Genomic DNA, 22,042 nt, shown 5'->3' with positions numbered 1-22,042 from the left:
CGAACATGTCCCAGCCTTTTACCGCTATCGCCACCCTCATCGCCAAAGCCGGCCAGCAGGATGCCCTCGAACAGCACTTGCGTGCGCTGCTGGAACCGACCCGCGCCGAGGCCGGTTGCGGTCAATACGACTTGCACCAGGACCTCGCCAATCCTCATGCCTTTTACATGATCGAAAAATGGAGCAGTGACGAAGCCCTGCAGGCCCATGACGCCAGCGCGCATATCCAGAACTTCCGCGCCAAGGCTGGCGACTTTCTCGAACACTTCGACCTCAAGCGCCTGCGCTCCATCGTCTGATCTCTTCCTTCTTTATTACTTTCGGGAGCTCCAATGAAAGCCATTGCCTACTACGCCTCGTTGCCAATCAGCGACGTAAAATCGCTGCAAGACATCGAACTGCCAGAACCGGTTGCCGGCCCGCGCGACCTGTTGGTGGAAGTCAAAGCCATCTCGGTCAACCCGGTGGACACCAAGGTCCGCCAAAACGTCCAGCCTGAAGCGGGCACGCCGAAAGTGCTGGGCTGGGACGTGGCCGGTGTGGTCAAGGCCGTCGGCAGTGAAGTCACGCTATTCAAGGCCGGCGACAACGTGTTCTACGCCGGCTCCATCGCCCGTGCGGGCGGCAACAGCGAACTGCACGTGGTCGATGAGCGGATCGTCGGCCATATGCCGAAAACCCTTGGTTTCGCCGAAGCCGCCGCGCTGCCGCTGACCACTATCACCGCGTGGGAATTGCTCTTCGAGCGCCTGCAAGTGCGTGAAGGCAAAACCGATGAAGGCCAGAGCCTTTTGATCGTCGGTGCCGCTGGTGGAGTGGGCTCGATCCTCACGCAACTGGCCAGCCAACTCACCGGGCTGAAAGTCATCGGCACAGCTTCCCGTCCGCAAACCCAGAGCTGGGTTCGTGAGTTGGGTGCCGACCTGGTGATCGATCACAGCCAGCCGTTGAGCGAAGAACTCAAACGCGCCGGTCTCGATCATGTGACCCATGTCGCCAGCCTGACCCAGACCGATCACCACCTGGATCAGTTGGTCGAGGCTTTGGCGCCGCAAGGCAAACTGGCCCTGATCGATGATCCGAAAGCGCTGGACGTGACCAAGCTCAAGCGCAAGAGCCTGTCGCTGCACTGGGAGTTCATGTACACCCGCTCGCTGTTCGAAACCGCGGACATGATCGAGCAACACAAATTGCTCAACCGCGTGGCTGAGCTGATCGACGCCGGGACGCTGAAGACCACGGTCGGCGAGCACTTCGGGACCATCAACGCGGCGAACCTGCGTCGCGCCCATGAGCTGCTCGAAAGTGGCAAATCCAAGGGCAAGATTGTGCTTGAAGGGTTCTAAGGATCAAGGTCAAAAGATCGCAGGCTGCGCCAGCTCCTACAGGGATCTGCGTACAGTTCGCAGGTTTAGGTCGTACACAAATCCTGTAGGAGCTGGCGCAGCCTGCGATCTTTTGCCGTCAGTCAGAAGGTTGACCGTTGTCACAATTGCGATCGTATTCGGGTCTACAATCGAGGTCTCTGCGGCACAATCTTTTATGTGACATCTTTTACGAGAGGAGAGATCAGCAATGAAGATCCTGATAAAAGAATTGGCAAAATCCCAGTGGCAAGTCCGTCTGGACCAACACGCCGTGACATTCCGCAGCGAAGCCGAGGCCCGCGCCTTCACTCGTACCCTTGAAGCGCGGCTACAAGCACCTCATCAAATTATTGACCGCCAGCAGCGTGCCGCTGGCTGAGTCCGCCCTCAGACCTGGGCTTGCGCCAGCGCCCGGGCATTTTGCAAACGCCGGGTGAGCATCGCCACGCTCACCACCATAATTCCGCACAAGCTGATGACCATGGCCATCGGCATGGCGCTGCCGTCGTGTAAAACACCCACCAATGCTGCGGCCCCGGCGGCAACGCTGAATTGCAGGCAACCGAGCATCGCCGACGCACTGCCGGCCCGCGCGCCCTGCCCGTTCATGGCGCAGGCTGAGGCGTTGGGGAGGATGCAACCGAGGCTGGCGATGCAGACAAACAGCGGAATCAGCAACGGCCATAGCTGCGCAGTGTGCAGCGAACTGACGGCCAGTAGCGCCAGACCCGCGCCGACGTAGATCCACACGGTGCGCGCCAGCAGAAATGCCGGGCCGCGCTTGGCCAGCAATCGCGCGTTGAGCTGAGCCACCAGAATGAAACCCGCCGCGTTGGTACCGAACAGCCAGCCGAAATGCTCGGCCGGTACGCCATACAGCTTGATGAAGACGAACGGTGAACCGGCGATGTAGGCAAACATCCCGGCGATGGCGATGCCACCGGTCAAGGCGTGGCCGAGGAACACCGGATCCGACAACAGTCGACCGTACTGACGCAATGCGCCGGATAACGGTTGACGCGGCACATGGGCCGGCAGACTTTCCGGCAGCCCAAGCGCCACGGCCAAACCCGCCAGTGCACTGAAACCGGTCAACACGAGAAAGATCGACTGCCAGCCCGTGGTGTTGACCAACAGCCCGCCCAGCATCGGCGCAAGAATCGGCGCCAGTCCCATCACCAGCATCAGCTGCGAAAAGACCTTCGCCGAACCCACCGCATCGCATTTATCGCTGACCACCGCGCGGGAGATCACCATCCCTGCGCAACCACCCAGCGCCTGGATGAACCGCGCGCCGATCAACCATTCCAGATTCGGCGCAAAAGCGCAGGCCAGGGAGGCCGCGGTGAACAAGCCAACGCCAGTCAGCAAGGGAATGCGTCGCCCGAAACGATCCGCTACCGGGCCATAAGCCAACTGACCGATGGACAAGCCAAGGAAATACGCTGCCAGGGTCAGTTGAACGTGTTTTTCATCGGTGCCGAAGGCGAGCGCCATCGTCGGGAAGGCCGGCAGATAGAAATCGATTGCCAGCGGACCGAAAGCGCTCAAGGCGCCGAGAATCAGAATGGTACGGAAGTTCATCAGGCATCCAGTTGGGCATGAGTCGGCAGGCCGACAGTCTAGCCGCGCAGGGGCGCCTTGAACATTCCGTTAGGTCGCTAACTATTAAAAACCACTGAATGAATGCAATTCCTTGTGGGAGCGAGCCTGCTCGCGAAGACGGTGTGTCATTCAACATCGATGTCGACTGACACTCTGCCTTCGCGAGCAGGCTCGCTCCCACATGGAATTGTGTTTGGGCTCAGGCAAGTTTTGCGGCGTAGCCTTCATCGGTAATCACGGCTATCACTTGGTCCACCGACAGCGCACTCTCGACACCGACTTCTTTCGCAGCCAGATCGACACGCACGCTGGCCGCAGGATCCTTGGCTTGCAGCGCCTCAGTGATGGCTTTGACGCAGTGACCGCAAGACATGCCTTGAACGTTGAACACTTGCATGGGATGACTCCTTTCGTGAAGTTGTGTGCAGTCTCGAGCTTGCCACCATGGCAAGGTCAAGTTCTGAAGTGAACTGCCGGGCTGGCAATCGACGTCGCGCTCGGCCAAGCTGCGTCCATCAATGACTCGACATCAGGAGATTCAGCCATGCGCTGGTCAGCTCTCAGCCTGTTTGGCTTTCTCAGCCTTTTCGCCGCCGTGCCCTCGGTCAATGCTGCTGGGGAGGACTATGGCGTACTGATCATTTCCCGCGAGCGCCTGGAAGTCGCGACCTCCTGCGAGATCGGCGTGTACATTCACGATCAGCTGTCGGCGCGGTTGTTCCAGGAACAAAGCACCTCGTTCAACCTGCCGCCGGGCAATGTGTCCTTGCGCCTGAAGCTGCTGCCGGGCCAGGCGCCGGGTTGCAACCCGGGCATGCTCGCCCCAGGTTCGCAGAACATCACGCTCAAGGCCGGTGACGTGCTGAAGTTCCGGATTGCGATGACGCAGGAAGGGATGTACCTGAAACCCGCTGCCCTCGAATATTGAGTCGCCGGTAAAAAAAGATCAAAAGATCGCAGCCTCGTTGCACTCGACAGCTCCTACAGGGGATACGAAACCTTGTAGGAGCTGCCGCAGGCTGCGATCTTTTGATCTGAGACATGGCGCTTGACCTTGCCCGCATGGCAAGGTTGATCCTGTAGGTATCTTCTACAGGGAGCGTGACCGATGTCCGAATCCACCACTTTCGATCTGCCGATTGCCGGCATGACCTGCGCCAGTTGCGCCGGGCGTGTCGAGCGTGCCTTGAGCAAAGTCATCGGCGCCTCTGCCGTCAGCGTCAACCTGGCCACCGAACAGGCCCGTGTTCAAGCGCCCAGCGACAGCCTGCCGGCCTTGATGGAGGCGGTGCAGCAGGCGGGTTACAGCGTGCCGCAGCAGACCCTGGAATTGAGCATCGACGGCATGACCTGCGCCTCCTGCGTCGGCCGGGTCGAACGAGCGCTGGCCAAGGTGCCGGGGGTCAAAAGCGTCAGCGTCAATCTGGCCAACGAACGCGCCCACCTTGAGTTGCTCGGCCAGATCGATCCGCAAACCCTGATCGCGGCTGTGACCAAGGCCGGCTATAGCGCCAGCGTCTGGGAGGTAGAACACCCGCAGACCGACAATCAACAACAGCGCCTGCACCGCGAGCGTTGGGCCTTGATCATGGCGATCATCCTCGCCTTGCCATTGGTGCTACCGATGCTGCTGCAACCGTTCGGCGTGCACTGGATGCTCCCGGCCTGGGTGCAATTTGCGTTGGCCACGCCGGTGCAATTCATCTTCGGTGCGCGGTTTTATGTCGCTGCCTGGAAAGCCGTGCGCGCCGGTGCCGGCAACATGGATTTGCTGGTCGCGTTGGGCACCAGCGCCGGTTATGGCTTGAGTCTCTATGAATGGGCCACCGCTGCCGGGCGCATGCCGCACCTGTATTTTGAGGCCTCGGCGGTGGTGATCGCCCTGGTGCTGCTGGGCAAATACCTGGAAAGCCGCGCCAAACGCCAGACCGCCAGTGCCATTCGCGCCCTCGAAGCCTTGCGTCCGGAGCGGGCGATTCAGGTGATCGACGGCCGCGAACAGGATGTCGCCATCAGTGCGTTACGCCTCAATGATCTGGTCATGGTCAAACCCGGTGAACGCTTCCCGGTGGACGGTGAAGTGGTCGAAGGCCAGAGCCACGCCGACGAAGCGTTGATCAGCGGCGAAAGCCTGCCGGTGCCCAAACAACCCGGCGACAAGGTCACCGGTGGCGCAATCAACGGCGAAGGCCGATTGCTCGTTCGCACCCTGGCCTTGGGCGCGGAAACCGTGCTCGCCCGCATCATCCGCCTGGTCGAAGATGCTCAAGCGGCGAAGGCACCGATCCAGAAGTTGGTGGATAAAGTCAGCCAGGTGTTCGTGCCAACGGTGCTGCTGATTGCGTTGGCGACCTTGATCGGGTGGTGGTTGTACGGCGCGCCGATAGAAACGGCGCTGATCAATGCCGTGGCGGTATTGGTGATCGCCTGCCCTTGTGCACTCGGGTTGGCCACACCAACGGCGATCATGGCCGGCACCGGCGTGGCGGCGCGCCACGGGATTCTGATCAAGGACGCCGAAGCGTTGGAGCGTGCCCATGAAGTCAGTGCGGTGGTCTTCGACAAGACTGGCACACTGACGTCGGGGACTCCGCGCATCGCCCATTTGAGCGCAATCAACCATGACGAAGCAGCCCTGCTGCAAATGGCCGGCGCCCTGCAACGCGGCAGCGAACACCCACTGGCCAAAGCGGTGCTGGACGCTTGCGCCGAGCGCGGTTTGACCGTGGCCGATGTTACCGACAGCCAGTCCCTGACCGGCCGTGGCATCGCGGGCACTCTCGGCGGTCGTCGATTGGCGTTGGGCAATCGTCGTCTCCTGGAAGAGAGCGGCTTGAGCGCAGGTGAATGGGCGGCCTCCGCCACCGCGTGGGAGACCGAAGGCCGGACCCTGTCCTGGCTGATCGAGCAAAGCCCCGAGCCGCGAGTATTGGGCCTCTTCGCTTTCGGCGACACCCTCAAACCCGGCGCGCTGCAAGCCGTGCAACAACTCAGCGCACGCAACATCAGCAGCCACCTGCTGACCGGCGACAATCGCGGCAGTGCCAAAGTGGTTGCCGAGGCGCTGGGCATCAAGGATGTCCACGCCGAAGTACTGCCAGCCGATAAAGCCGCCACCGTCGCCGAACTGAAAAAAACCGGCGTGGTAGCGATGGTCGGCGACGGCATCAACGACGCCCCTGCCCTGGCCGCCGCCGACATCGGCATCGCCATGGGCGGTGGCACCGACGTTGCGATGCACGCGGCCGGGATCACCTTGATGCGCGGCGACCCACGGCTGGTGCCGGCAGCGCTGGAGATCAGCCGCAAGACCTACGCGAAGATTCGTCAGAACCTGTTCTGGGCCTTCGTCTACAACTTGATTGGTATTCCGCTGGCAGCGTTCGGCTTCCTCAACCCGGTGCTGGCCGGTGCGGCCATGGCGTTGTCGAGCGTCAGTGTGGTGAGCAATGCGTTACTGTTGAAAACCTGGAAACCCAAGGATCTGGAGGACAACCGATGAACATCGGCCAAGCGGCCCGTCAGAGCGGCCTGAGCGCGAAGATGATCCGTTATTACGAATCCATCGGCTTGCTCAAGGCCGCCCATCGTACCGACAGCGGCTATCGGGTGTACGGCGACGACGACCTGCATACCCTGGCGTTCATCAAGCGCTCCCGAGACCTGGGGTTCTCACTGGAAGAGGTCGGCAAACTGCTGACCCTCTGGCAGGACCGCCAAAGAGCCAGCGCCGACGTGAAGGCCCTGGCCCGTCAGCACATCGACGAACTGAACCAGAAAATCCGCGAACTCGGCCAACTGCGCGACACCCTGCAGGACCTGGTCGAACACTGCCACGGTGATCACCGCCCCGACTGCCCGATCCTCAAGAATCTGGAGTCGGGCTGTTGCGCACAACCCGCTCGCCCCTGATTGCCAGCCCCTTCACCACCAACAAGGTGGTGAGGGGAATCCCGTGGAACAACAGCACCACGGCACCCGGCGCCCACCACGAATAGAACGGCGCGGCGATCAGCATGCCGACGCCGAACCCGGTCATTTGCAGCAGTGTCAGGAAGCTGAAAATCGGCAGGCGCAGGCTGTCCGGTTCACGTTGCAGGCGCGACATCAGGCCGACTTCCGAGAAACCGTCGCCGAGGCCGGCCGGCAACGAGAACAACAGCAAACCGTAGAGCGTTTGCTGCTGAAACATCAGGATGAAGCCGCAGGACATCAGCAACACACCAAAGAAGAATCGCCGCTCCAGGTTCACGTTATCCGAGCCTTTCAGCCGGCTGGCGATGCGCGCGCCGATCAGTTTGCCGCTGGCCCAGACGGCCAGCATCAGGCCAAGCGTGGTGCTGGCCGACTCGGGCGTCAGCAGTCTGGAAATGATCGGAAAACCCACGTTGTGCGCGGCGCTGCCAAGGGTGTCAGCCATCGCCACAACGAGTATCGCCGCCACCACCGGTGTACTGCGCAGCCCCTGCAGCAGGGCCGCCCATTCACCACGTTCGTGGGTGGGTTCGTCACTGGGCGCAGGGTGTGAAAAACGCAGCGGCAAGATGAACAACGCGGCCAGCAGATAAGTGACCACATTCAATGCAAACACCGCTTCAAAGCCGAATGCTGCCACCAATAGCCCTGACACCAGACTTCCGCCGACCATGGCTGCCGACGACGCCGAGGTGATCCAGGCGTTGGTCTTGAGCAGATGTTCGCTTTCGATCAAGTGCGGTAACTGACTGTTGAGGCCGATCGCGAACATCGAATTGCCGAATCCCAGACCGAAAGCGATCACCGGTAACAGCAGCATCTGCTGGGTTACAGGTAGCACAAGCAGCAGGCCCAGCAGCCCCGCGCGCAACAGGTCGAAGGCAATCAGCGGCAGGCGCCCGGCCCAGCGACGATAAAACGTCGTGCCGATGAGGCTGGCGAAGATCCCACCCGCCACGCGGCTGGCCAGAAAGACCCCGACGCTCATGGCGCTGTTGCTGAGCAGGTAGACGTAGGTGGCCAGGGCGACCATGTTGAGGAAGGCGCCAAAGTCCGAGACAAGACGGGCGGTGATGATCAGTTGGGCGTTGCGGGTGGAGTTCACATTCAGTCCTGTAGGAGCTGCCGAAGGCTGCGATCTTTTGATCTTTGACGGCAGGGGCACTGAAGAACAGCAGACTGATCAAAAGAAAGATCAAAAGATCGTCCGAACGCGGCCCGAACCTTCGGCAGCTCCTACAAGGGTTACGCGTTCGACAAAAAACCCGGCCGACGCCGGGTTTTTTTTAACCAATCACTGCATCCAAGGCGGAGGCGGCTCTTCGGTTTTGCCCGGTGGCGCATCATCTGCCGCGCGCACCGCTTGTTTACGCTCTTCATCAAGGCGTGCCGCCTCGATCTCGCGCATGATCCCGCCAACGTCGGCCAACTCTTCCGGCTCATCGAACTCGCCGGTCAAGATGCTGGCCGGGTGCAAGGTGCCGGCTTCGAACAGGGCCCACATTTCCTTGGCGTACTTGGTCTTTTTCAACTCCGGCGCAAACCGCCCGAAGTAGGACGCCATGTTGCCCACATCCCGCTCCAGCATGCTGAACGCGTGGTTGTTGCCCGCCGCGTCGACCGCTTGCGGCAGGTCGATGATCACCGGGCCGGTCGGGGTCAGCAGTACGTTGAACTCCGACAGGTCACCGTGCACCAGACCGGTACACAACATCAGCACGATCTGCGAAATCAGGAACGCGTGATACTCGCGCGCCTGATCCGGTTCCAGCACCACGTCGTTCAGACGCGGCGCGGCATCACCGTACTCATCGGCCACCAGTTCCATCAACAGCACGCCTTCAAGGAAGTCGTAAGGCTGAGGAACCCGGACGCCAGCACCGGCCAGACGGAACAATGCCGCCACTTCGGCATTCTGCCAGGCGTCTTCGGTTTCTTTCTTGCCGAACTTGGAGCCCTTGGCCATCGCTCGAGCCTGACGGCTGTTGCGCACCTTGCGGCCTTCCTGATACTCGGCCGCCTGACGGAAACTGCGTTTATTCGCCTCCTTGTAGACCTTCGCGCAACGTAACTCGTTGCCGCAGCGCACCACATAAACAGCTGCTTCTTTACCACTCATGAGTGGGCGCAGCACCTCGTCGACCAGACCGTCCTCGATCAGGGGTTCAATGCGTTTTGGAGTCTTCATCAGCTTTTATTGGGGGTCCTTTATTACCAAACACGCGAAAGTCATTCGTTATACGGCAATCCACTCATTCGGGGGAGGGGTTGCCGACCTATGAACGTTTCAGTGACCGTCAACAAGCACACAATGTGCCGGATTAATCGGTCAACAACCGCCGGTCGTCATCGGCCGCCACAGATCATAGCTGACCCTGCGTCACTTGTTGCTGAAGGGCTAAGCGGGTATTTGCGACAGAAGCTGACATCTCGATTCATACCCTTCGTAGGATTTTTCTTAAACCGCCTCAATTTCCGCCTCGGCCAGCCGAAGTCATCAGAGACAAAGTGATTTGTCCGACAATCGTTTCGACAACAACGATGGCGCACTCACGGAACCGGGTCGATCAAAAAACGTTTACGGCTGCCAATAATCCGCGAGTCATCTGCACTGCGTGGGCCTACAAGAAAAATCTGGAGCGCGGATGAACATCAAACAGAAGTTGACCTGGGCGTTTGCAATCATCGCCTGCTTGCCGGTGGTGCTGGTCGCTACCCTGGTTGTGCTGAACTTGCGCAGTGATGCCAAGGACAGTTTCGTCGACGGCAGTGGCCGCGAGATTCGTCAGGTCAGCAACGCCATGCAACTGTTCTTTGACGGCATCAGCCAGAACGTGGATTACCTGGCGACCCAACCGCTGATCAAGAATTCCGACGACAGCCTCAAGACCTACATGAGCGCCAATGCCGAGAGCATTCCTCAAGGCGAGATGGACAAGAAGGTCTTCGGCCTCCTTCAGGACCTGGGTAACAGTCATCCGTCCTACGCCTATGCCATCCTCGGCACCGCGGCGGGCGGTTATGTGTCCTGGCCGGACGATGCCAAGCTGAGCAATTACGACCCGCGCCAGCGCCCCTGGTACAAGGCTGCCCAGGCCAAACCGGGCAAACCGTTGCGCACTGAGGCCTATTACTGGGCCCAGGATGACGCGACGTACGTCAGTACCGTGCGCACCATCGACAACAAGTTGGGCACCAATGGCGGCGTAGTCAGCATCGACGTGACGCTTAAACAGCTCACCGAAATCGTCAAACAGATCAAGCTCGGTGAAACCGGCTACCTGATGCTGCTGGAAAACACCGGCACTGTGCTGGTCGATCCGAAGCAACCGGAACATAACTTCAAGGCATTGAGCAGCCTCGGCGACGGCTACGCGCAACTGGCCAAGGCCGGCAAAGGGCTGGTGGAAGTCGAGCTGAACGGCGAACGCTACATGGCCAACGTCTGGCCGTCGGAGCAGCTGGGCTGGACCTTTATCGGCCTGATCAAGCAGACCGACGTGATGAGTTCGGCCACTCAATTGACCTGGTTGATCGCGATCATCGCCGCCGTGCTGGCCGTGTTCTTCGCCATCGTTGGCGCCAGTTTCGCCAGCCTCATCGTGCGACCGATCCGCAGCGTCGCCAGCGGTCTGGAAGGCATTGCCCAAGGCGAAGGCGACCTGACCAAGAACCTGCAAATCCGTGGCAGCGACGAAACCGCGCAACTGGCCAGTTGGTTCAACCAGTTTTTGGCGGCGATTCGCAACCTGATCCAGAGCATTGGCGGCGCAGCGACCAAGATCCTCGCCACCTCCAAGAGTTCGACCCAGGTCTCCAGCGACATGGCCGAAGCCGCCGGGCGTCAGCGCGAAGCGGTGGACATGGTTTCCACGGCGTTCCACGAAATGGTCGCCACCGCCAACGAAGTCGCGCGCTCTTGCAGCCAGGCAGCGGAATCGGCCGACAGCGGCCAGCGTCAGGCGCGTGAAGGTCAGCAGCAGATTGATGCGGCCGTGACCAGCGTTGATCGCTTGAGCCAGGAAATCGAACAGTCGGCCCAGTCGATGCAACAGCTTGAGCGCGACAGCAACGACATTCAGTCAATCCTCGGGACCATTCGCTCGATTGCCGAACAGACCAACCTGCTGGCGCTGAACGCGGCCATTGAAGCGGCGCGGGCCGGTGAACAGGGTCGTGGGTTTGCGGTGGTGGCCGATGAAGTTCGGGCGCTGGCCAAGCGGACTGCCGATTCCACGGCGGAAATCGACGGTTTGCTGGGCAACCTCGCCAAACGTACCAGCCAAGTGACTCAGCAAATGCATGCGAGCCTGGAAGTGTCCCAGCAATCGGTGACACGGATCGGTGAAGCACGCAGCAGCTTCGGGCTGATTCGGGAGTCGGTGGACGTGATCCGCGACATGAACACCCAGATCGCTACCGCGGCGGAAGAACAGCATCAGGTGGCTGAAGACATCAATCGGCACATCAGCCAGATTCATGGTGATGCGCAGTTGGTGGCGGAACTGGCGAACTCGGCGCGGCTGGATTCGCAGAGCCTGGCGGGGTTGTCGAATGAACTGGATGGTTTGGTTCGGCGGTTCAGAACTTGAGAATGGGGGGTGGTTTTAGATCCACCCCTCACCCCAGCCCTCCCGAAACGTCGGACCGCCCCAGTGGGGAGAGGGGGAAAGGGAGCCGATCTCCATCGCTTTCAAATCCTGAGTTCGACTCTATATTTCAGGTCGAAGATTTTCTCGAGATATCCCCAATAAGTCCCCTCGCCCCTTGGGGAGAGGGTTAGGGTGAGGGGCTGGATCTCACTGCCGAAATAATTCTCCAGGCGTATACCCAAACAATCCCTTAAACGCCGCAATAAACGCCGACGTCGAGTCATACCCACAAGACAGCGCGGCATTGGTCACGCTGTCGCCCTCCTCCAGCAAACTCAGCGACGACAGCAATCGCATCCGCTGGCGCCACCCCCGAAAGCTCAACCCGGTTTCCCGCTGGAACAACCGCATCAAGGTCTTCTCCGACGTCCCCAACCGCTCGGCCCACGCCTGCAAGGTCACATTGCGCTCAGGGCTTTCGATCAGCTCGTTGCACAACCCCAGCAACCGTTCATGGCGCGGCAACGGCAGCGAGAAGCTAACTTCCGGCAGATGCGCCAACTGATCCAGCAGCACACTCACCAGCCGCGCCTCCTGACTGTCGCCCTGTGGATATTCAACCGGCAGCAAACAAAAACTCTTGATCAGCTCCCGGGCCAACGGCGTCACTTCCAGCACTCGGCAGCGCCCGTCCGCCCATTCACAATCCTCGCGGCGCACATAGAGGCTGCGCATCTCGGCGCGCATCGAAGTCACCACTTGGTGTTCGAGATCCGCCGGAATCCAGATTCCCCACTGCGGCGGCGCAAAGAAACTGCCTTCGGCGGTGTGCACGCCGAGAACGCCGCTGATCGCGTAGGAAAACTGCACCCAATCGTGCCGATGCGGCGGCGTCCATGAACCGGCGTTGAGACTTTCCGCACGGGCATACAGCGGACGCGGGAGCGCCGTCAGCGTCGGAATCGTCCGCTCGAGGGAAAGTTGTCCGTTAGTCGGCATTGATTGGCCTTATGTCGCAAGACGGCTGATGAAGCCGACGTTAGGCTAAGTCACCAATTCTTACAAATGTATTCGGTGCCTGTTATGCATGCCTTCAAACACCTCAAACGCGTGGTCACCGACTGGTTCTTGTGCGGCATGTTGATCGCCACGCTGCTGGCGTATTTCTTCCCGACCTTTGGTGCCACCGGCGGCGGAATGCATGCTGAATACGTGATCAATATCGGTGTGTTCCTGGTGTTCTTCCTGCACGGGGTCAACCTGTCCAGCGAGCAGATCACTCACGGTCTGAAAAACTGGAAGCTGCACGTAATGGTTCAGGGTTTCACCTTCGCGGTGTTTCCGCTGATCTGGCTGCTCAGTGACAAGCTGTTGGGTTCGCACATTCCGTCGCTACTGATGCTGGGTTTCCTGTACCTCTGTGCCCTGCCCTCGACCATCTCCTCGTCTGTGGCCCTGACCGGCAGCGCGGGCGGCAACGTACCGGCGGCGATTCTCAACGCGAGCCTGTCCAGCGTGCTGGGGATTTTCCTGACGCCGTTGCTGGTGAGTTTCGTGGTCGGCAGCGGCGCTGGCGGCATCGATCTGGGCTCAACCCTGCTCGACCTCTGCGCCATGTTGCTGTTACCGCTGGTGCTCGGCCAAATGTTGCGGCCATTCCTGGGCAAGTTCTTCGCCCGCCACAAGCGCTATACCAATATCGCCGACAAGCTGGTGATTCTGTTGCTGGTCTACGCGGCGTTCTGCAATTCGATGGTCTCGGGGATGTGGCAAAAGCAGGGCAACAGCGTGATCCTCACGGCACTGATCGGCAGTGCGATCCTGCTGGCGATCATCCTGTGGATGACCACCCGCACCGCTCGCGCATTGAAATTCAGCCCGGCCGATGAAATCGCCGCGGTATTTTGCGCCAGCAAGAAATCCCTGGCCGCCGGCGCGCCAATGGCGGCGCTGATCTTCGGCGCCAACCCGGGGCTTGGGCTGATCCTGCTGCCGATCATGATCTACCACCCGTTGCAGCTGATCGTCTGCTCGGTCATGGCCGAGAGTTACGCCAACCGCAACCGGCAGCGGGCCGCACAGCAAAGCGCCGCGAGCCTCAGCGCTCAATAATCGCCGTAACCCCCTGGCCACCGGCGGCGCAGATCGAGATCAACCCTCGGCCCTTGCCCGCCGCATCCAGCAACTTCGCCAGGCTCGCGACGATGCGTGCGCCGGTCGCGGCAAACGGATGCCCCACCGCCAGTGAACTGCCTTTGACATTGAGGCGGCTGCGGTCGATGGAGCCCAGTGGCGCATCGAGACCGAGGCGGGTTTTGCAATATTCCGGATCCTCCCAGGCCTTTAGCGTGCAGAGCACCTGCGCGGCGAAGGCTTCGTGGATTTCGTAATAATCGAAGTCCTGCAAGGTCAGGCCGTTGCGCGCCAGCAAACGCGGCACCGCATACACCGGCGCCATCAACAATCCTTCCGCACCGTTGACGAAATCCACCGCCGCCGTCTCGCCGTCACGCCAATAGGCGAGGATCGGCAAGCCGCGCTCTTTCGCCCATTCCTCACTGCCCAGCAGCACCACCGACGCACCATCGGTGAGTGGCGTGGAATTGCCCGCGGTCAGGGTGCCCTTGGCGCTTTTCTCGAAGGCCGGTTTCAGTGAGGCCAGTTTTTCCAGGGTTAGGTCCGGGCGCAGGTTGTTGTCCCGGGTCAGGCCGAGGAACGGTGTCATCAAATCGTTGTGCCAGCCTTCGGCGTAGGACACGGCCAGTTTCTGATGACTTTCCAGGGTCAGCTGATCCTGTTCGTCACGCGGGATGCTCCAGGTCTGGGCCATCATTTCACAGTGTTCGCCCATCGACCGGCCGGTGCGCGGCTCGCCGATGCTTGGAAAGTAGGGCATCAAATGGCGGGGACGCAGTTGCAGGAAGGTTTTCAGTTTGTCGGCGGTGCTTCGGGCGCGATTGGCCTGCAGGAGGATCTTGCGCAGGCCTTCGTTAACACCGATCGGCACGTCCGAGGCTGTGTCGACGCCACCGGCAATGCCACATTCGATCTGACCCAGGGCGATTTTGTTCGCCACCAGCAATGTCGCCTCCAGCCCCGTGCCGCAGGCTTGCTGGATGTCGTAGGCCGGCGTCATCGGCGACAACCGCGAGCCCAGCACGCATTCGCGGGTCAGGCCGTAATCGCGCAAATACTTGACCAGCGCACCCGCTGCCACTTCGCCCATGCGCACACCGTGAAGGTTATAGCGCTCTATCAGGCCTTCCAGCGCTGCGGTGAACATCGCCTGGTTACTGGCAGTGGCGTACGGCCCGTTGGACCGGGCAAAGGGGATACGGTTACCACCAATAATCGCAACGCGGCGCAGTTGAGTCATGAAAAGCTCCTGATGAAATATTCAATTGTGAACACCGCCTCCTGTAGGAGCTGCCGAAGGCTGCGATCTTTTGACTCTGTTTTTTGGGATCAAGATCAAAAGATCGCAGCCTTCGGCAGCTCCTACAATGATCAAGCGTAGGCCTTATCTCGTGGATCGAACGACTGATTGCCATTCATGGTCCACACTTTGAACCCCAGCTGCTGGAGTGCGTTACATGTCTGACCGCTATATCGACTTCGCCAATTCGTCCATCGGCCATCGTTTGGTCGGGGCCCTGGGTCTGCCATCGCCGGTTCGGCTGGAGCGCTGGCAAGCCGGCCGGCTGCGGCCTGTCGAGGGGGCGCTGCTGTTAGGCGGTGGCCCCTTGACGGAAAAAATCGTCACCTTCGCCAACCGTCTGACCGACGCGATTTACAGCTACGGCACCGAGCCTTCGCTGGCCACCGCGTGGATTCCCGGTCACGGCCCCAAACTCAAAGCCGTGGTGTTTGACGCCAGCGACCTGGTGCAGACCGATCAACTCAAACAGTTGCGCGAGTTCTTCCAGCCGTTGATTAAAAACCTCGACAGCAGCGCGCACCTGGTGATTCTGGGTCGCGCGCCGGAGACCTTGAGCGATCCGTTCGCCGCCAGTACCCAACGAGCGCTGGAAGGCTTCAGCCGCTCGTTGGCCAAGGAACTGCGCAGCGGCGGCACCTTGCAGCTGATTTACGTCGGCGAAGGTGCGGAGGATCAACTGGAAGGCCCGCTGAGGTTTTTCCTCTCGCCCAAAAGTGCGTTCGTTTCCGGGCAAGTGATTCGCTTGAATGCCTGCGATACGCAGGTGACGGACTGGACTCGCCCATTGTCCGGCCGCAAGGCACTGGTCACGGGTGCTGCACGCGGCATTGGCGCCTCCATCGCCGAAACCCTGGCCCGTGACGGGGCCGACGTGATCCTGCTCGACGTAGCACCGGCCAAGACTGATCTCGAAGCCCTCGCCGCACGCCTCGGCGGGCGCAGCATCACCCTGGACATTTGCGCCGAAGATGCCGCTGCGCAGTTGGTCGAGCAACTGCCCGACGGCATCGACATCGTGGTGCACAACGCTGGCATCACCCGGGATAAAACCCTGGCCAACATGACCCCGGAATTCTGGGACGCGGTGCTGGCGGTCAACCTCAATGCGCCGCAAGTGCTGACCAAGGCGCTGCTCGACAGCGGCACCCTGCACGACAATGGCCGGGTGATCCTGCTGGCGTCCATCAGCGGCATCGCCGGCAATCGCGGGCAAACCAATTACGCCGCGAGCAAGGCCGGGCTGATCGGCCTGGCCCAGGCCTGGGCGCCGACGCTCAATGAACGCGGCATCAGCATCAATGCGGTAGCACCCGGTTTCATCGAAACCCAGATGACCGCGCATCTTCCGTTCGGCGTGCGTGAGGCCGGGCGGCGCATGAGTTCGCTGGGCCAGGGCGGCCTGCCGCAAGACGTCGCCGAAGCGGTGGCGTGGCTGGCTCAACCGGGCACCGGCGCGTTTACCGGTCAAGCGCTGCGGGTGTGCGGACAAAGTGTTTTGGGGGCTTAGGCATGATCATCGATTGGCACACACTCAACCGCGAACCAAGCCTGTCGGGACTGTACGTGCGGGCCGCAACGCGACGCAAAATCACCGGCACCACCCTGCCCGATTCGGGTCTGCGCTGCTGGATCAATGTCGACCCCAAGCGTCTGGCGGACTATCGCAAGGTCTGCGGTTTTGCCGAAAACGGTTTGTTGCCGCCAACCTATCCACACATCCTCGCGTTCGCATTGCAGATGCAATTGCTGACGGCCAAGGAATTTCCGTTCCCGCTGCTGGGGTTGATTCACCTGAGCAACCGCATTCGCATCTTTCGCCCTATGGGCGGCGTGAATCGCGTGCGGGTCAGCGTGCAGGTGCAAAACCTTCAGCCCCATGAAAAAGGCGCGACGTTCGACCTTGTGACGACACTCGACGATCAGCTGGGGACGTTGTGGGAAGCTGAAAGCCAGATGTTGTGCCGCGGGGTCAAACTCGCAGGCGAGCCCGTCGATGAAGTGTTGGCATCGACGCTGAAAATGTCGGAAGTGGCCCGCTGGAAAGCGCCGTCGGACATTGGGCGGCAGTACGCCAAAGTGTCCGGCGACTACAACCCGATTCACCTGAGTGCCGTCAGCGCCAAACTCTTCGGTTTCCCGACGGCCATCGCCCATGGGTTGTGGATCAAGGCCCGAACCCTTGCGGCGCTTGCCGATCATCTGCCGGCGGCAAATGTCGAGATTGCGGTGCAATTTCGCAAACCGGTGCGCTTGCCCAGTGAGGTGACGTTGCTGGCCAGTGCGGCGGGGTCGAGCGGGGATTTGCTGTTGGTGGGTGCGGGGAATCTTGAGCATATGGCGGGGCATTGGCGGCCGGTTGCCTGACCCGAACGGTCCCACGCTCTGCGTTCGGCTCTTGGGACGCAGAGCGTCCCGGGCTGCATTCCCACGCAGAGCGGGGGAACGATCAATCAGCTACTCCTGCGGATTGATGTTATCCAGCGCCGTCATCACGGACTCACTAAATCCATGCAAGGCTGCGGAAACAAATTATTCAACGTCTCCAACAACCGCACGTGATAAATCGGCTTGCGAAACAGGTCGAGCACCTGCAACCGCAACATGTCACTGACATCCTCCATGTCCGCATGCCCCGACGTCACAATCACCGGCAAATGCTGGCGGGACGTATGCTCGCGCAATCGCTTGATCAACGACATGCCGCTCTCCTCCGGCATCCGCAGATCAGTGATCACCAACGCAATATCAGGGTGGCGCGTCAGATGGTGCAACGCGAGTTTGACCGAGGTGGCGGTAAAGCAATTGAAGCCCTCGCCCTCCAGCAACTCCGCCAACTCCAGCAATGCGTCCTCCTCATCATCGACCAGAAGAAGCTGTTGGCGTGGAAGTGAGGGAGCGTTCATGGGCAACACCTGCAATGGACTAAGCGCTGACGTTAGAACCCCTTTGGCACATTCGCAAGTTGCCGGCAAGAACTCGCCTCACCGTTATAGTGCGCCCTGAATAGTGGTAAACATGGCGGTGACAGCGTTGGAGATCGGCGTCACAAACGCCGCTAGAGCGACTGCCACCATGCCCGCAATAATGGCGTATTCGATACCCGAAGCACCTTCGCTATCTTTGGCCAGTCCCTTGAAAAAAACGATGTGGGATTTGATCTTCTGAGCAAGTTTGGAAAAGGACATGACGTTTCTCCTGGATACGACGGGTGTTGCACGGTCGCAACATGATTCCCCTTTGCCAGCATCAGCATTGTCGGCATTCCCCATACCCACAACTGTAAGAACGAATTATCACTAAAGTATTAGTTGCTTCGTTGACGCCAAAAAAGTCACGTTTTCGCCCTAGCGACTTACTTTTGTTAGTTATTTTCAGTCCCTTAATGGCTTTTTGCTCTAGCTGAGCTACCGTCAAATAGCGAAATAGTTCCATGTTCATAGCTGCCTGATTGCGAAGTTTTCTCGTTGGGTGCGGCGAGGTCTCAAGCAGCAGGAAAGGGAGAGCCGTCATGAACAGTCGTATCACTCTGGGCCTGGCCGGCTTGTTTCTGGTGGGCGCCATTATTGCCGGTTACTGGGGCCTCACGCTGAGCCGTCAACCCATTCCCGAGCCTGTCGTGCAACCCGGGATTGTTACGCCTGCCCCCATCGCCCAGACACCTGCCCCCGTGGACGACCCCACCCGCCAACCGGTGGTGGTGCTGCTGCATGATGTGCCACCGTTCATGCCGATCAGCGCCGCCGACGTGACCCTGGAAAAACTCCGTACCGTCCCGGCCGGCAGCCTGAGCCGCCTCGATCAAGCCATTGGCCGAACACCCTGGCGCGCCCTCAGTGCCGGCACCTGGCTCAATGAAGAAAGTTTCGAAGCCGGCGGCAGACTGGCGCGGATGATTCGTCCCGATGAACGCGCCCTCGCCGTCGCGGTGGATGAAGTGATCAATGCCGGTGGGCAACTGACACCGGGGGACTACGTCGATGTGCTGCTGTTTCTGCGCATGGACAGCAACAACCTTCAGCCGTCGGCTCAACTGGTAGTGCCGGCCTTGCGGGTGCTCGGGGTGGGCGAACAGATGGGGTTGACCAACGAAGGTCAACCCGCAAGCCCGGCCCGCAGCAACGAAGAAAAACTCAGGCAGGAACAATTGCGCGCCAGCGCCCGCAGCGTCTTGCTTGCCGTCCCCGAACAACTACTGAGTCGGTTGATGCTCGCGGCCCAGGCCGGCGTGTTGCGCCTGGCCGTACGCAGCGCCGATGAAAAACGTCTGGCTCGTTACTGGGCCGGCGAAAGCGATTCATCAGCCAACCTTGCCAGTACCAACCGCGAGTTGATCCAGTTCAGCCAGCTGGCCATGACGCCCCCACCCAAACCTGTCGCCATCCACGGCGGCACAGCACCGCGCAAGCCGAGCGTGGAAGTCATCCGCGGCAACGAAATCACCCAACAAACCCCCTGAATCGAGCAAGGACGCATCTAAATGCGCAGTCGTTCCATGCCCCTGTTTCAAGCTCAACTATGAGCCGAACTGGTATCACCTGTACTTCCTCGAAAACTGCAACTTCGATAAACGCAGCGGATTATCGCAATGAGCCAGAGCCAGAACCTGAGCCAGACCTTCCTCGCGATCACGCGCAACAGCACCGACCTTGAGTGGCTGCAAGGTGCCCTCGCCCCGTTGGGTCAAGTGGTCAGCGCCGGCAGTGGCAGCCTCGACGAATTGCTGGCGCTGGTGGACGTGACCTTCGCCAGCCTGGTGTTCATCGGCCTGGACCGCGAACACGTGGTGGCCCAAAGCGCACTGATCGAAGGTGCCCTGGAAGCCAAACCGATGCTGGCGATCGTCGCGCTGGGCGATGGCATGGACAACCAACTCGTGCTCAATGCCATGCGCGCCGGTGCACGGGATTTCGTGGCCTATGGTTCGCGTTCCAGTGAAGTCGCAGGGTTGGTGCGACGGCTGAGCAAACGCCTGCCGCCCGTGGCCCCGAACACCCAACTGGGCAGCCTGACGGTGCTCTACGGTGTGCAGATCAACGCCGATGGCGCGCTGCTCGCCACGCACCTGGCGCAAGTGGTGCAAAAGAGCGGGCAGCAAACGCTGTTGCTGGACCTGGGCCTGCCACGCGGTGACAGCCTGGCCTTGCTCGGGCTGGAGAGTTCGTTCCACTTCGGCGATGCACTCAGGCACTTGCGGCGCCTCGACGCGACGCTGATCGACAGCGCGTTCACCGACTGCGCCGCCGGGTTGCGGATCCTCGCCTACGCCAACCACGATGAGCCGCTGGAACACACCAGCACCGCCGAGCTGTACATGTTGCTCAGCGCCCTGCGCCAACACTTCCAGCACATCGTGGTGAACCTGACTGGGCAGCCGGACAGCGAAGCGCTACGCACCTTCGTCACCCATTGCGACAAGTTGCTGTGGTACACCGATCAGAACGTACTCGACTGCCGCCGTAACCTGGCGGTACTCAACCTGTGGCGTGAAAAAGGCATGAAGCTCGATCACGCCAGACTGCTGGTGGATCGCTACCTGCGCAACGTCGCACCGGACTCCGAGACCCTGAGCAAAAGCTTCGGCATGGAGATCATCGCGACCCTCGTCTACAGCCCGGAAGTGCGGCTCAACGCCAAGAACCAAGGTGTGACGCTGTTTGAACTGGCCCCCCGCGAAGGCTTGACTCAAAGCCTGCGCGCCCTCGGCGATCAGTTGGCCAAGCGTTCCGAGGGCCTGGCCAAACCCAAGTCTGGCTGGTTCAACCGGTTGAGGGGTGCGCAATGAGCGGTGAAAAACTCTTCGGTGCCCCTGTACGCACCACCACTGGCAACACTGACCACGAAGGTCTGAAACTGGTGCTACACCGCTACATCATCGACGCCATTGAGGAGTCCGGCAAAAACCTGCTGGAGGGTTCACGGCAGGTGCTCTCACAGTTCGTCATCGACAAGGTTGCCGAGTACATCGCCCGGCTGCACCTGGCGATTTCCCGCTATGAAATGGAGCGTCTGGCCGAAGAAATCGTCGACGAACTCACCGGTTTCGGCCCCTTGGAAGTGCTGCTGCGGGACCCGGCGGTGACGGAGATTCTGGTCAACGGCCCGCACCGGGTGTTCATTGAACGCGACGGCATACTGCATCAAAGCGACCTGCGTTTTATCGATGCGCATCACGTCGAACGGGTCATGCAACGGATCCTCGCGCCCCTCGGCCGACGGCTCGACGAGTCGTCGCCAATGGTCGACGCACGACTGCCCGACGGTAGCCGGGTCAACGCGATCATTCCACCGATTGCGCTCGATGGCCCCTGCCTGTCGATACGTAAATTTCGCAAGGACATGCTCAAAAGCTCGGACTTGATGGCGATGCAAACCATCGATCAGGCAATCTTCGACTTTATTCAGGAGGCCGTGGGCAAGCGCTGCAACATCCTGATCAGCGGCGGTACCGGCACTGGCAAAACCACGCTGCTGAACATTCTCAGCCAGTTGATCAACCCTCACGAGCGAATCGTCACCATCGAAGACGTCGCCGAACTGCAACTGGGCCACCCTCACGTGGTGCGCCTGGAAACCCGACCGCCGAATGCCGAAGGCCACGGCGAAGTGAAGGCCAGTGACCTGATTCGCAACGCCCTGCGGATGCGCCCGGACCGAATCATCCTCGGCGAGATTCGTGGCGTCGAAGTGGTAGACGTACTCACCGCAATGAACACCGGCCACGACGGTTCCATGAGTACCGTGCATGCCAACAACGCCCAGGATGCGCTGTTGCGCCTGGAGACATTGGTGGGCCTGACGGGCCGTACCATCGCCGAACGGACCTTGCGGCAAATGATCTGCGCCGCACTGGACGTCGTGATCCAGCTGACGCGCCTGCCCGACGGCCGCCGCTGCGTCAGCGAAGTGGTGGAGGTGATCGGCTTGCGTGAGGACGTGTATGTCACCAACACGTTGTTCCGGTTCGACCGGCGCAGCGGGTTCGGATTCATGCGTGAGGCGGTCAACCCCGCCGGCGACAAACTGCGCCGTGAGTTGGCGCTCTCTCCCTCTGCGTACTGAAGGCC

At 60.5% G+C, this 22,042-nt stretch carries 21 protein-coding genes and 1 pseudogene; 14 read left to right on the top strand and 8 right to left on the bottom strand.

Annotated elements, in window-relative coordinates; genetic code table 11:
* Positions 1-5: 5 nt before the first annotated feature.
* The 3 genes from EAH74_RS28665 to EAH74_RS33140 all read left to right on the top strand — a co-directional run bounded on the left by EAH74_RS28665 (position 6) and on the right by EAH74_RS33140 (position 1,746).
* Complete coding sequence (locus EAH74_RS28665; RefSeq protein ID WP_134421269.1) at positions 6-299, top strand: putative quinol monooxygenase; 294 nt, start codon at positions 6-8, stop codon at positions 297-299.
* A gap of 33 nt (positions 300-332) precedes the next feature.
* Positions 333-1,346 (top strand): zinc-binding alcohol dehydrogenase family protein, encoded by a 1,014-nt coding sequence (locus EAH74_RS28660; protein ID WP_140683247.1) that lies wholly within the window; start codon positions 333-335, stop codon positions 1,344-1,346.
* Positions 1,347-1,575: 229 nt separating this feature from the next.
* Positions 1,576-1,746, top strand: coding sequence for a hypothetical protein (locus tag EAH74_RS33140; protein ID WP_165353242.1), 171 nt, complete (start codon positions 1,576-1,578; stop codon positions 1,744-1,746).
* Positions 1,747-1,754: 8 nt separating this feature from the next.
* On the opposite strand, the gene EAH74_RS28655 is transcribed toward EAH74_RS33140, so the two are convergent.
* Positions 1,755-2,951, bottom strand: a complete 1,197-nt coding sequence (locus tag EAH74_RS28655; protein WP_140683245.1) for a multidrug effflux MFS transporter — start codon at positions 2,949-2,951, stop codon at positions 1,755-1,757.
* A 220-nt stretch (positions 2,952-3,171) separates the two neighbouring features.
* Complete coding sequence (locus EAH74_RS28645; protein WP_140683242.1) at positions 3,172-3,369, bottom strand: heavy-metal-associated domain-containing protein; 198 nt, start codon at positions 3,367-3,369, stop codon at positions 3,172-3,174.
* A 147-nt stretch (positions 3,370-3,516) separates the two neighbouring features.
* On the opposite strand from EAH74_RS28645, the gene EAH74_RS28640 reads away from it, so the two are divergent.
* The 3 genes from EAH74_RS28640 (at position 3,517) to cueR (ending at position 6,884) form a co-directional block, all read left to right on the top strand.
* Entirely contained in the window at positions 3,517-3,900 is a 384-nt protein-coding gene (locus EAH74_RS28640; protein WP_140683239.1) for a hypothetical protein, read from the top strand.
* A 180-nt stretch (positions 3,901-4,080) separates the two neighbouring features.
* Positions 4,081-6,474, top strand: a complete 2,394-nt coding sequence (locus EAH74_RS28635; protein WP_140683236.1) for a heavy metal translocating P-type ATPase — start codon at positions 4,081-4,083, stop codon at positions 6,472-6,474.
* On the top strand, positions 6,471-6,884 hold the full coding sequence (gene cueR, locus EAH74_RS28630) for a Cu(I)-responsive transcriptional regulator (protein ID WP_008156539.1): 414 nt from the start codon (positions 6,471-6,473) through the stop codon (positions 6,882-6,884). Before EAH74_RS28635 ends, cueR begins: the two co-directional genes overlap by 4 nt.
* Here the strand turns inward: cueR and EAH74_RS28625 are convergent.
* A complete protein-coding gene (locus EAH74_RS28625; protein ID WP_140683233.1) occupies positions 6,838-8,052 on the bottom strand; it encodes an MFS transporter in 1,215 nt (404 codons plus the stop codon). The genes cueR and EAH74_RS28625 overlap by 47 nt on opposite strands.
* Positions 8,053-8,241: 189 nt before the next feature.
* Positions 8,242-9,135: a PA4780 family RIO1-like protein kinase gene (locus tag EAH74_RS28620; protein WP_129438758.1), complete on the bottom strand. Its 894-nt coding sequence runs from the start codon at positions 9,133-9,135 to the stop codon at positions 8,242-8,244.
* Between the two features lie 457 nt (positions 9,136-9,592).
* Between EAH74_RS28620 and EAH74_RS34025 the strand changes: the two are divergent.
* Together EAH74_RS34025 and EAH74_RS34020 are read left to right on the top strand one after the other, a co-directional pair.
* Positions 9,593-10,681 (top strand): annotated as a pseudogene (locus EAH74_RS34025) (cache domain-containing protein); the annotation flags it as partial.
* A 90-nt stretch (positions 10,682-10,771) separates the two neighbouring features.
* Positions 10,772-11,539: a methyl-accepting chemotaxis protein gene (locus tag EAH74_RS34020; protein WP_371916927.1), complete on the top strand. Its 768-nt coding sequence runs from the start codon at positions 10,772-10,774 to the stop codon at positions 11,537-11,539.
* 207 nt (positions 11,540-11,746) lie between these two features.
* Here EAH74_RS34020 and EAH74_RS28610 read toward each other — a convergent pair whose 3' ends face one another.
* A complete protein-coding gene (locus EAH74_RS28610) occupies positions 11,747-12,538 on the bottom strand; it encodes an AraC family transcriptional regulator (RefSeq protein WP_140683227.1) in 792 nt (263 codons plus the stop codon).
* 84 nt (positions 12,539-12,622) lie between these two features.
* On the opposite strand from EAH74_RS28610, the gene EAH74_RS28605 reads away from it, so the two are divergent.
* On the top strand, positions 12,623-13,651 hold the full coding sequence (locus EAH74_RS28605) for a bile acid:sodium symporter family protein (protein WP_140683224.1): 1,029 nt from the start codon (positions 12,623-12,625) through the stop codon (positions 13,649-13,651).
* On the opposite strand, the gene EAH74_RS28600 is transcribed toward EAH74_RS28605, so the two are convergent.
* Positions 13,638-14,915: an acetyl-CoA C-acetyltransferase gene (locus EAH74_RS28600; RefSeq protein ID WP_140683221.1), complete on the bottom strand. Its 1,278-nt coding sequence runs from the start codon at positions 14,913-14,915 to the stop codon at positions 13,638-13,640. The two genes, EAH74_RS28605 and EAH74_RS28600, sit on opposite strands and share 14 nt — an antisense overlap.
* Positions 14,916-15,132: 217 nt before the next feature.
* Between EAH74_RS28600 and EAH74_RS28590 the strand changes: the two genes are divergently transcribed.
* Together EAH74_RS28590 and EAH74_RS28585 are read left to right on the top strand one after the other, a co-directional pair.
* Positions 15,133-16,485, top strand: coding sequence for a 3-oxoacyl-ACP reductase (locus EAH74_RS28590; RefSeq protein WP_140683218.1), 1,353 nt, complete (start codon positions 15,133-15,135; stop codon positions 16,483-16,485).
* A gap of 2 nt (positions 16,486-16,487) precedes the next feature.
* Positions 16,488-17,342 carry a MaoC family dehydratase gene (locus EAH74_RS28585; protein WP_140683215.1) on the top strand — a complete coding sequence of 285 codons (855 nt, stop codon included), beginning with the start codon at positions 16,488-16,490 and terminating at the stop codon, positions 17,340-17,342.
* A gap of 125 nt (positions 17,343-17,467) precedes the next feature.
* Here EAH74_RS28585 and EAH74_RS28580 read toward each other — a convergent pair whose 3' ends face one another.
* Together EAH74_RS28580 and EAH74_RS28575 are read right to left on the bottom strand one after the other, a co-directional pair.
* Positions 17,468-17,881, bottom strand: coding sequence for a response regulator (locus EAH74_RS28580; RefSeq protein WP_140683212.1), 414 nt, complete (start codon positions 17,879-17,881; stop codon positions 17,468-17,470).
* An 84-nt stretch (positions 17,882-17,965) separates the two neighbouring features.
* Positions 17,966-18,163 (bottom strand): Flp family type IVb pilin, encoded by a 198-nt coding sequence (locus EAH74_RS28575; protein WP_140683209.1) that lies wholly within the window; start codon positions 18,161-18,163, stop codon positions 17,966-17,968.
* Positions 18,164-18,486: 323 nt separating this feature from the next.
* Here EAH74_RS28575 and cpaB point away from each other — a divergent pair, with 323 nt between their 5' ends.
* The 3 genes from cpaB to EAH74_RS28560 all read left to right on the top strand — a co-directional run bounded on the left by cpaB (position 18,487) and on the right by EAH74_RS28560 (position 22,037).
* Positions 18,487-19,434: a Flp pilus assembly protein CpaB gene (gene cpaB / locus EAH74_RS28570; RefSeq protein WP_140683206.1), complete on the top strand. Its 948-nt coding sequence runs from the start codon at positions 18,487-18,489 to the stop codon at positions 19,432-19,434.
* A gap of 129 nt (positions 19,435-19,563) precedes the next feature.
* Complete coding sequence (locus tag EAH74_RS28565) at positions 19,564-20,760, top strand: AAA family ATPase (RefSeq protein ID WP_140683202.1); 1,197 nt, start codon at positions 19,564-19,566, stop codon at positions 20,758-20,760.
* The gene (locus tag EAH74_RS28560; protein WP_140683199.1) at positions 20,757-22,037 is read left to right on the top strand and encodes a CpaF family protein; all 1,281 of its coding nucleotides are present in this window, start codon (positions 20,757-20,759) and stop codon (positions 22,035-22,037) included. The genes EAH74_RS28565 and EAH74_RS28560 overlap by 4 nt, the downstream gene beginning before the upstream one ends.
* Positions 22,038-22,042 lie beyond the last annotated feature (5 nt).

The sequence above is a fragment of the Pseudomonas mandelii genome, assembly GCF_006438925.1.
GTDB lineage: Bacteria > Pseudomonadota > Gammaproteobacteria > Pseudomonadales > Pseudomonadaceae > Aquipseudomonas > Aquipseudomonas mandelii_C.
Note: the sequence above shows the minus strand (reverse complement) of the source record. Positions and strands in the feature narration are given on the sequence as shown.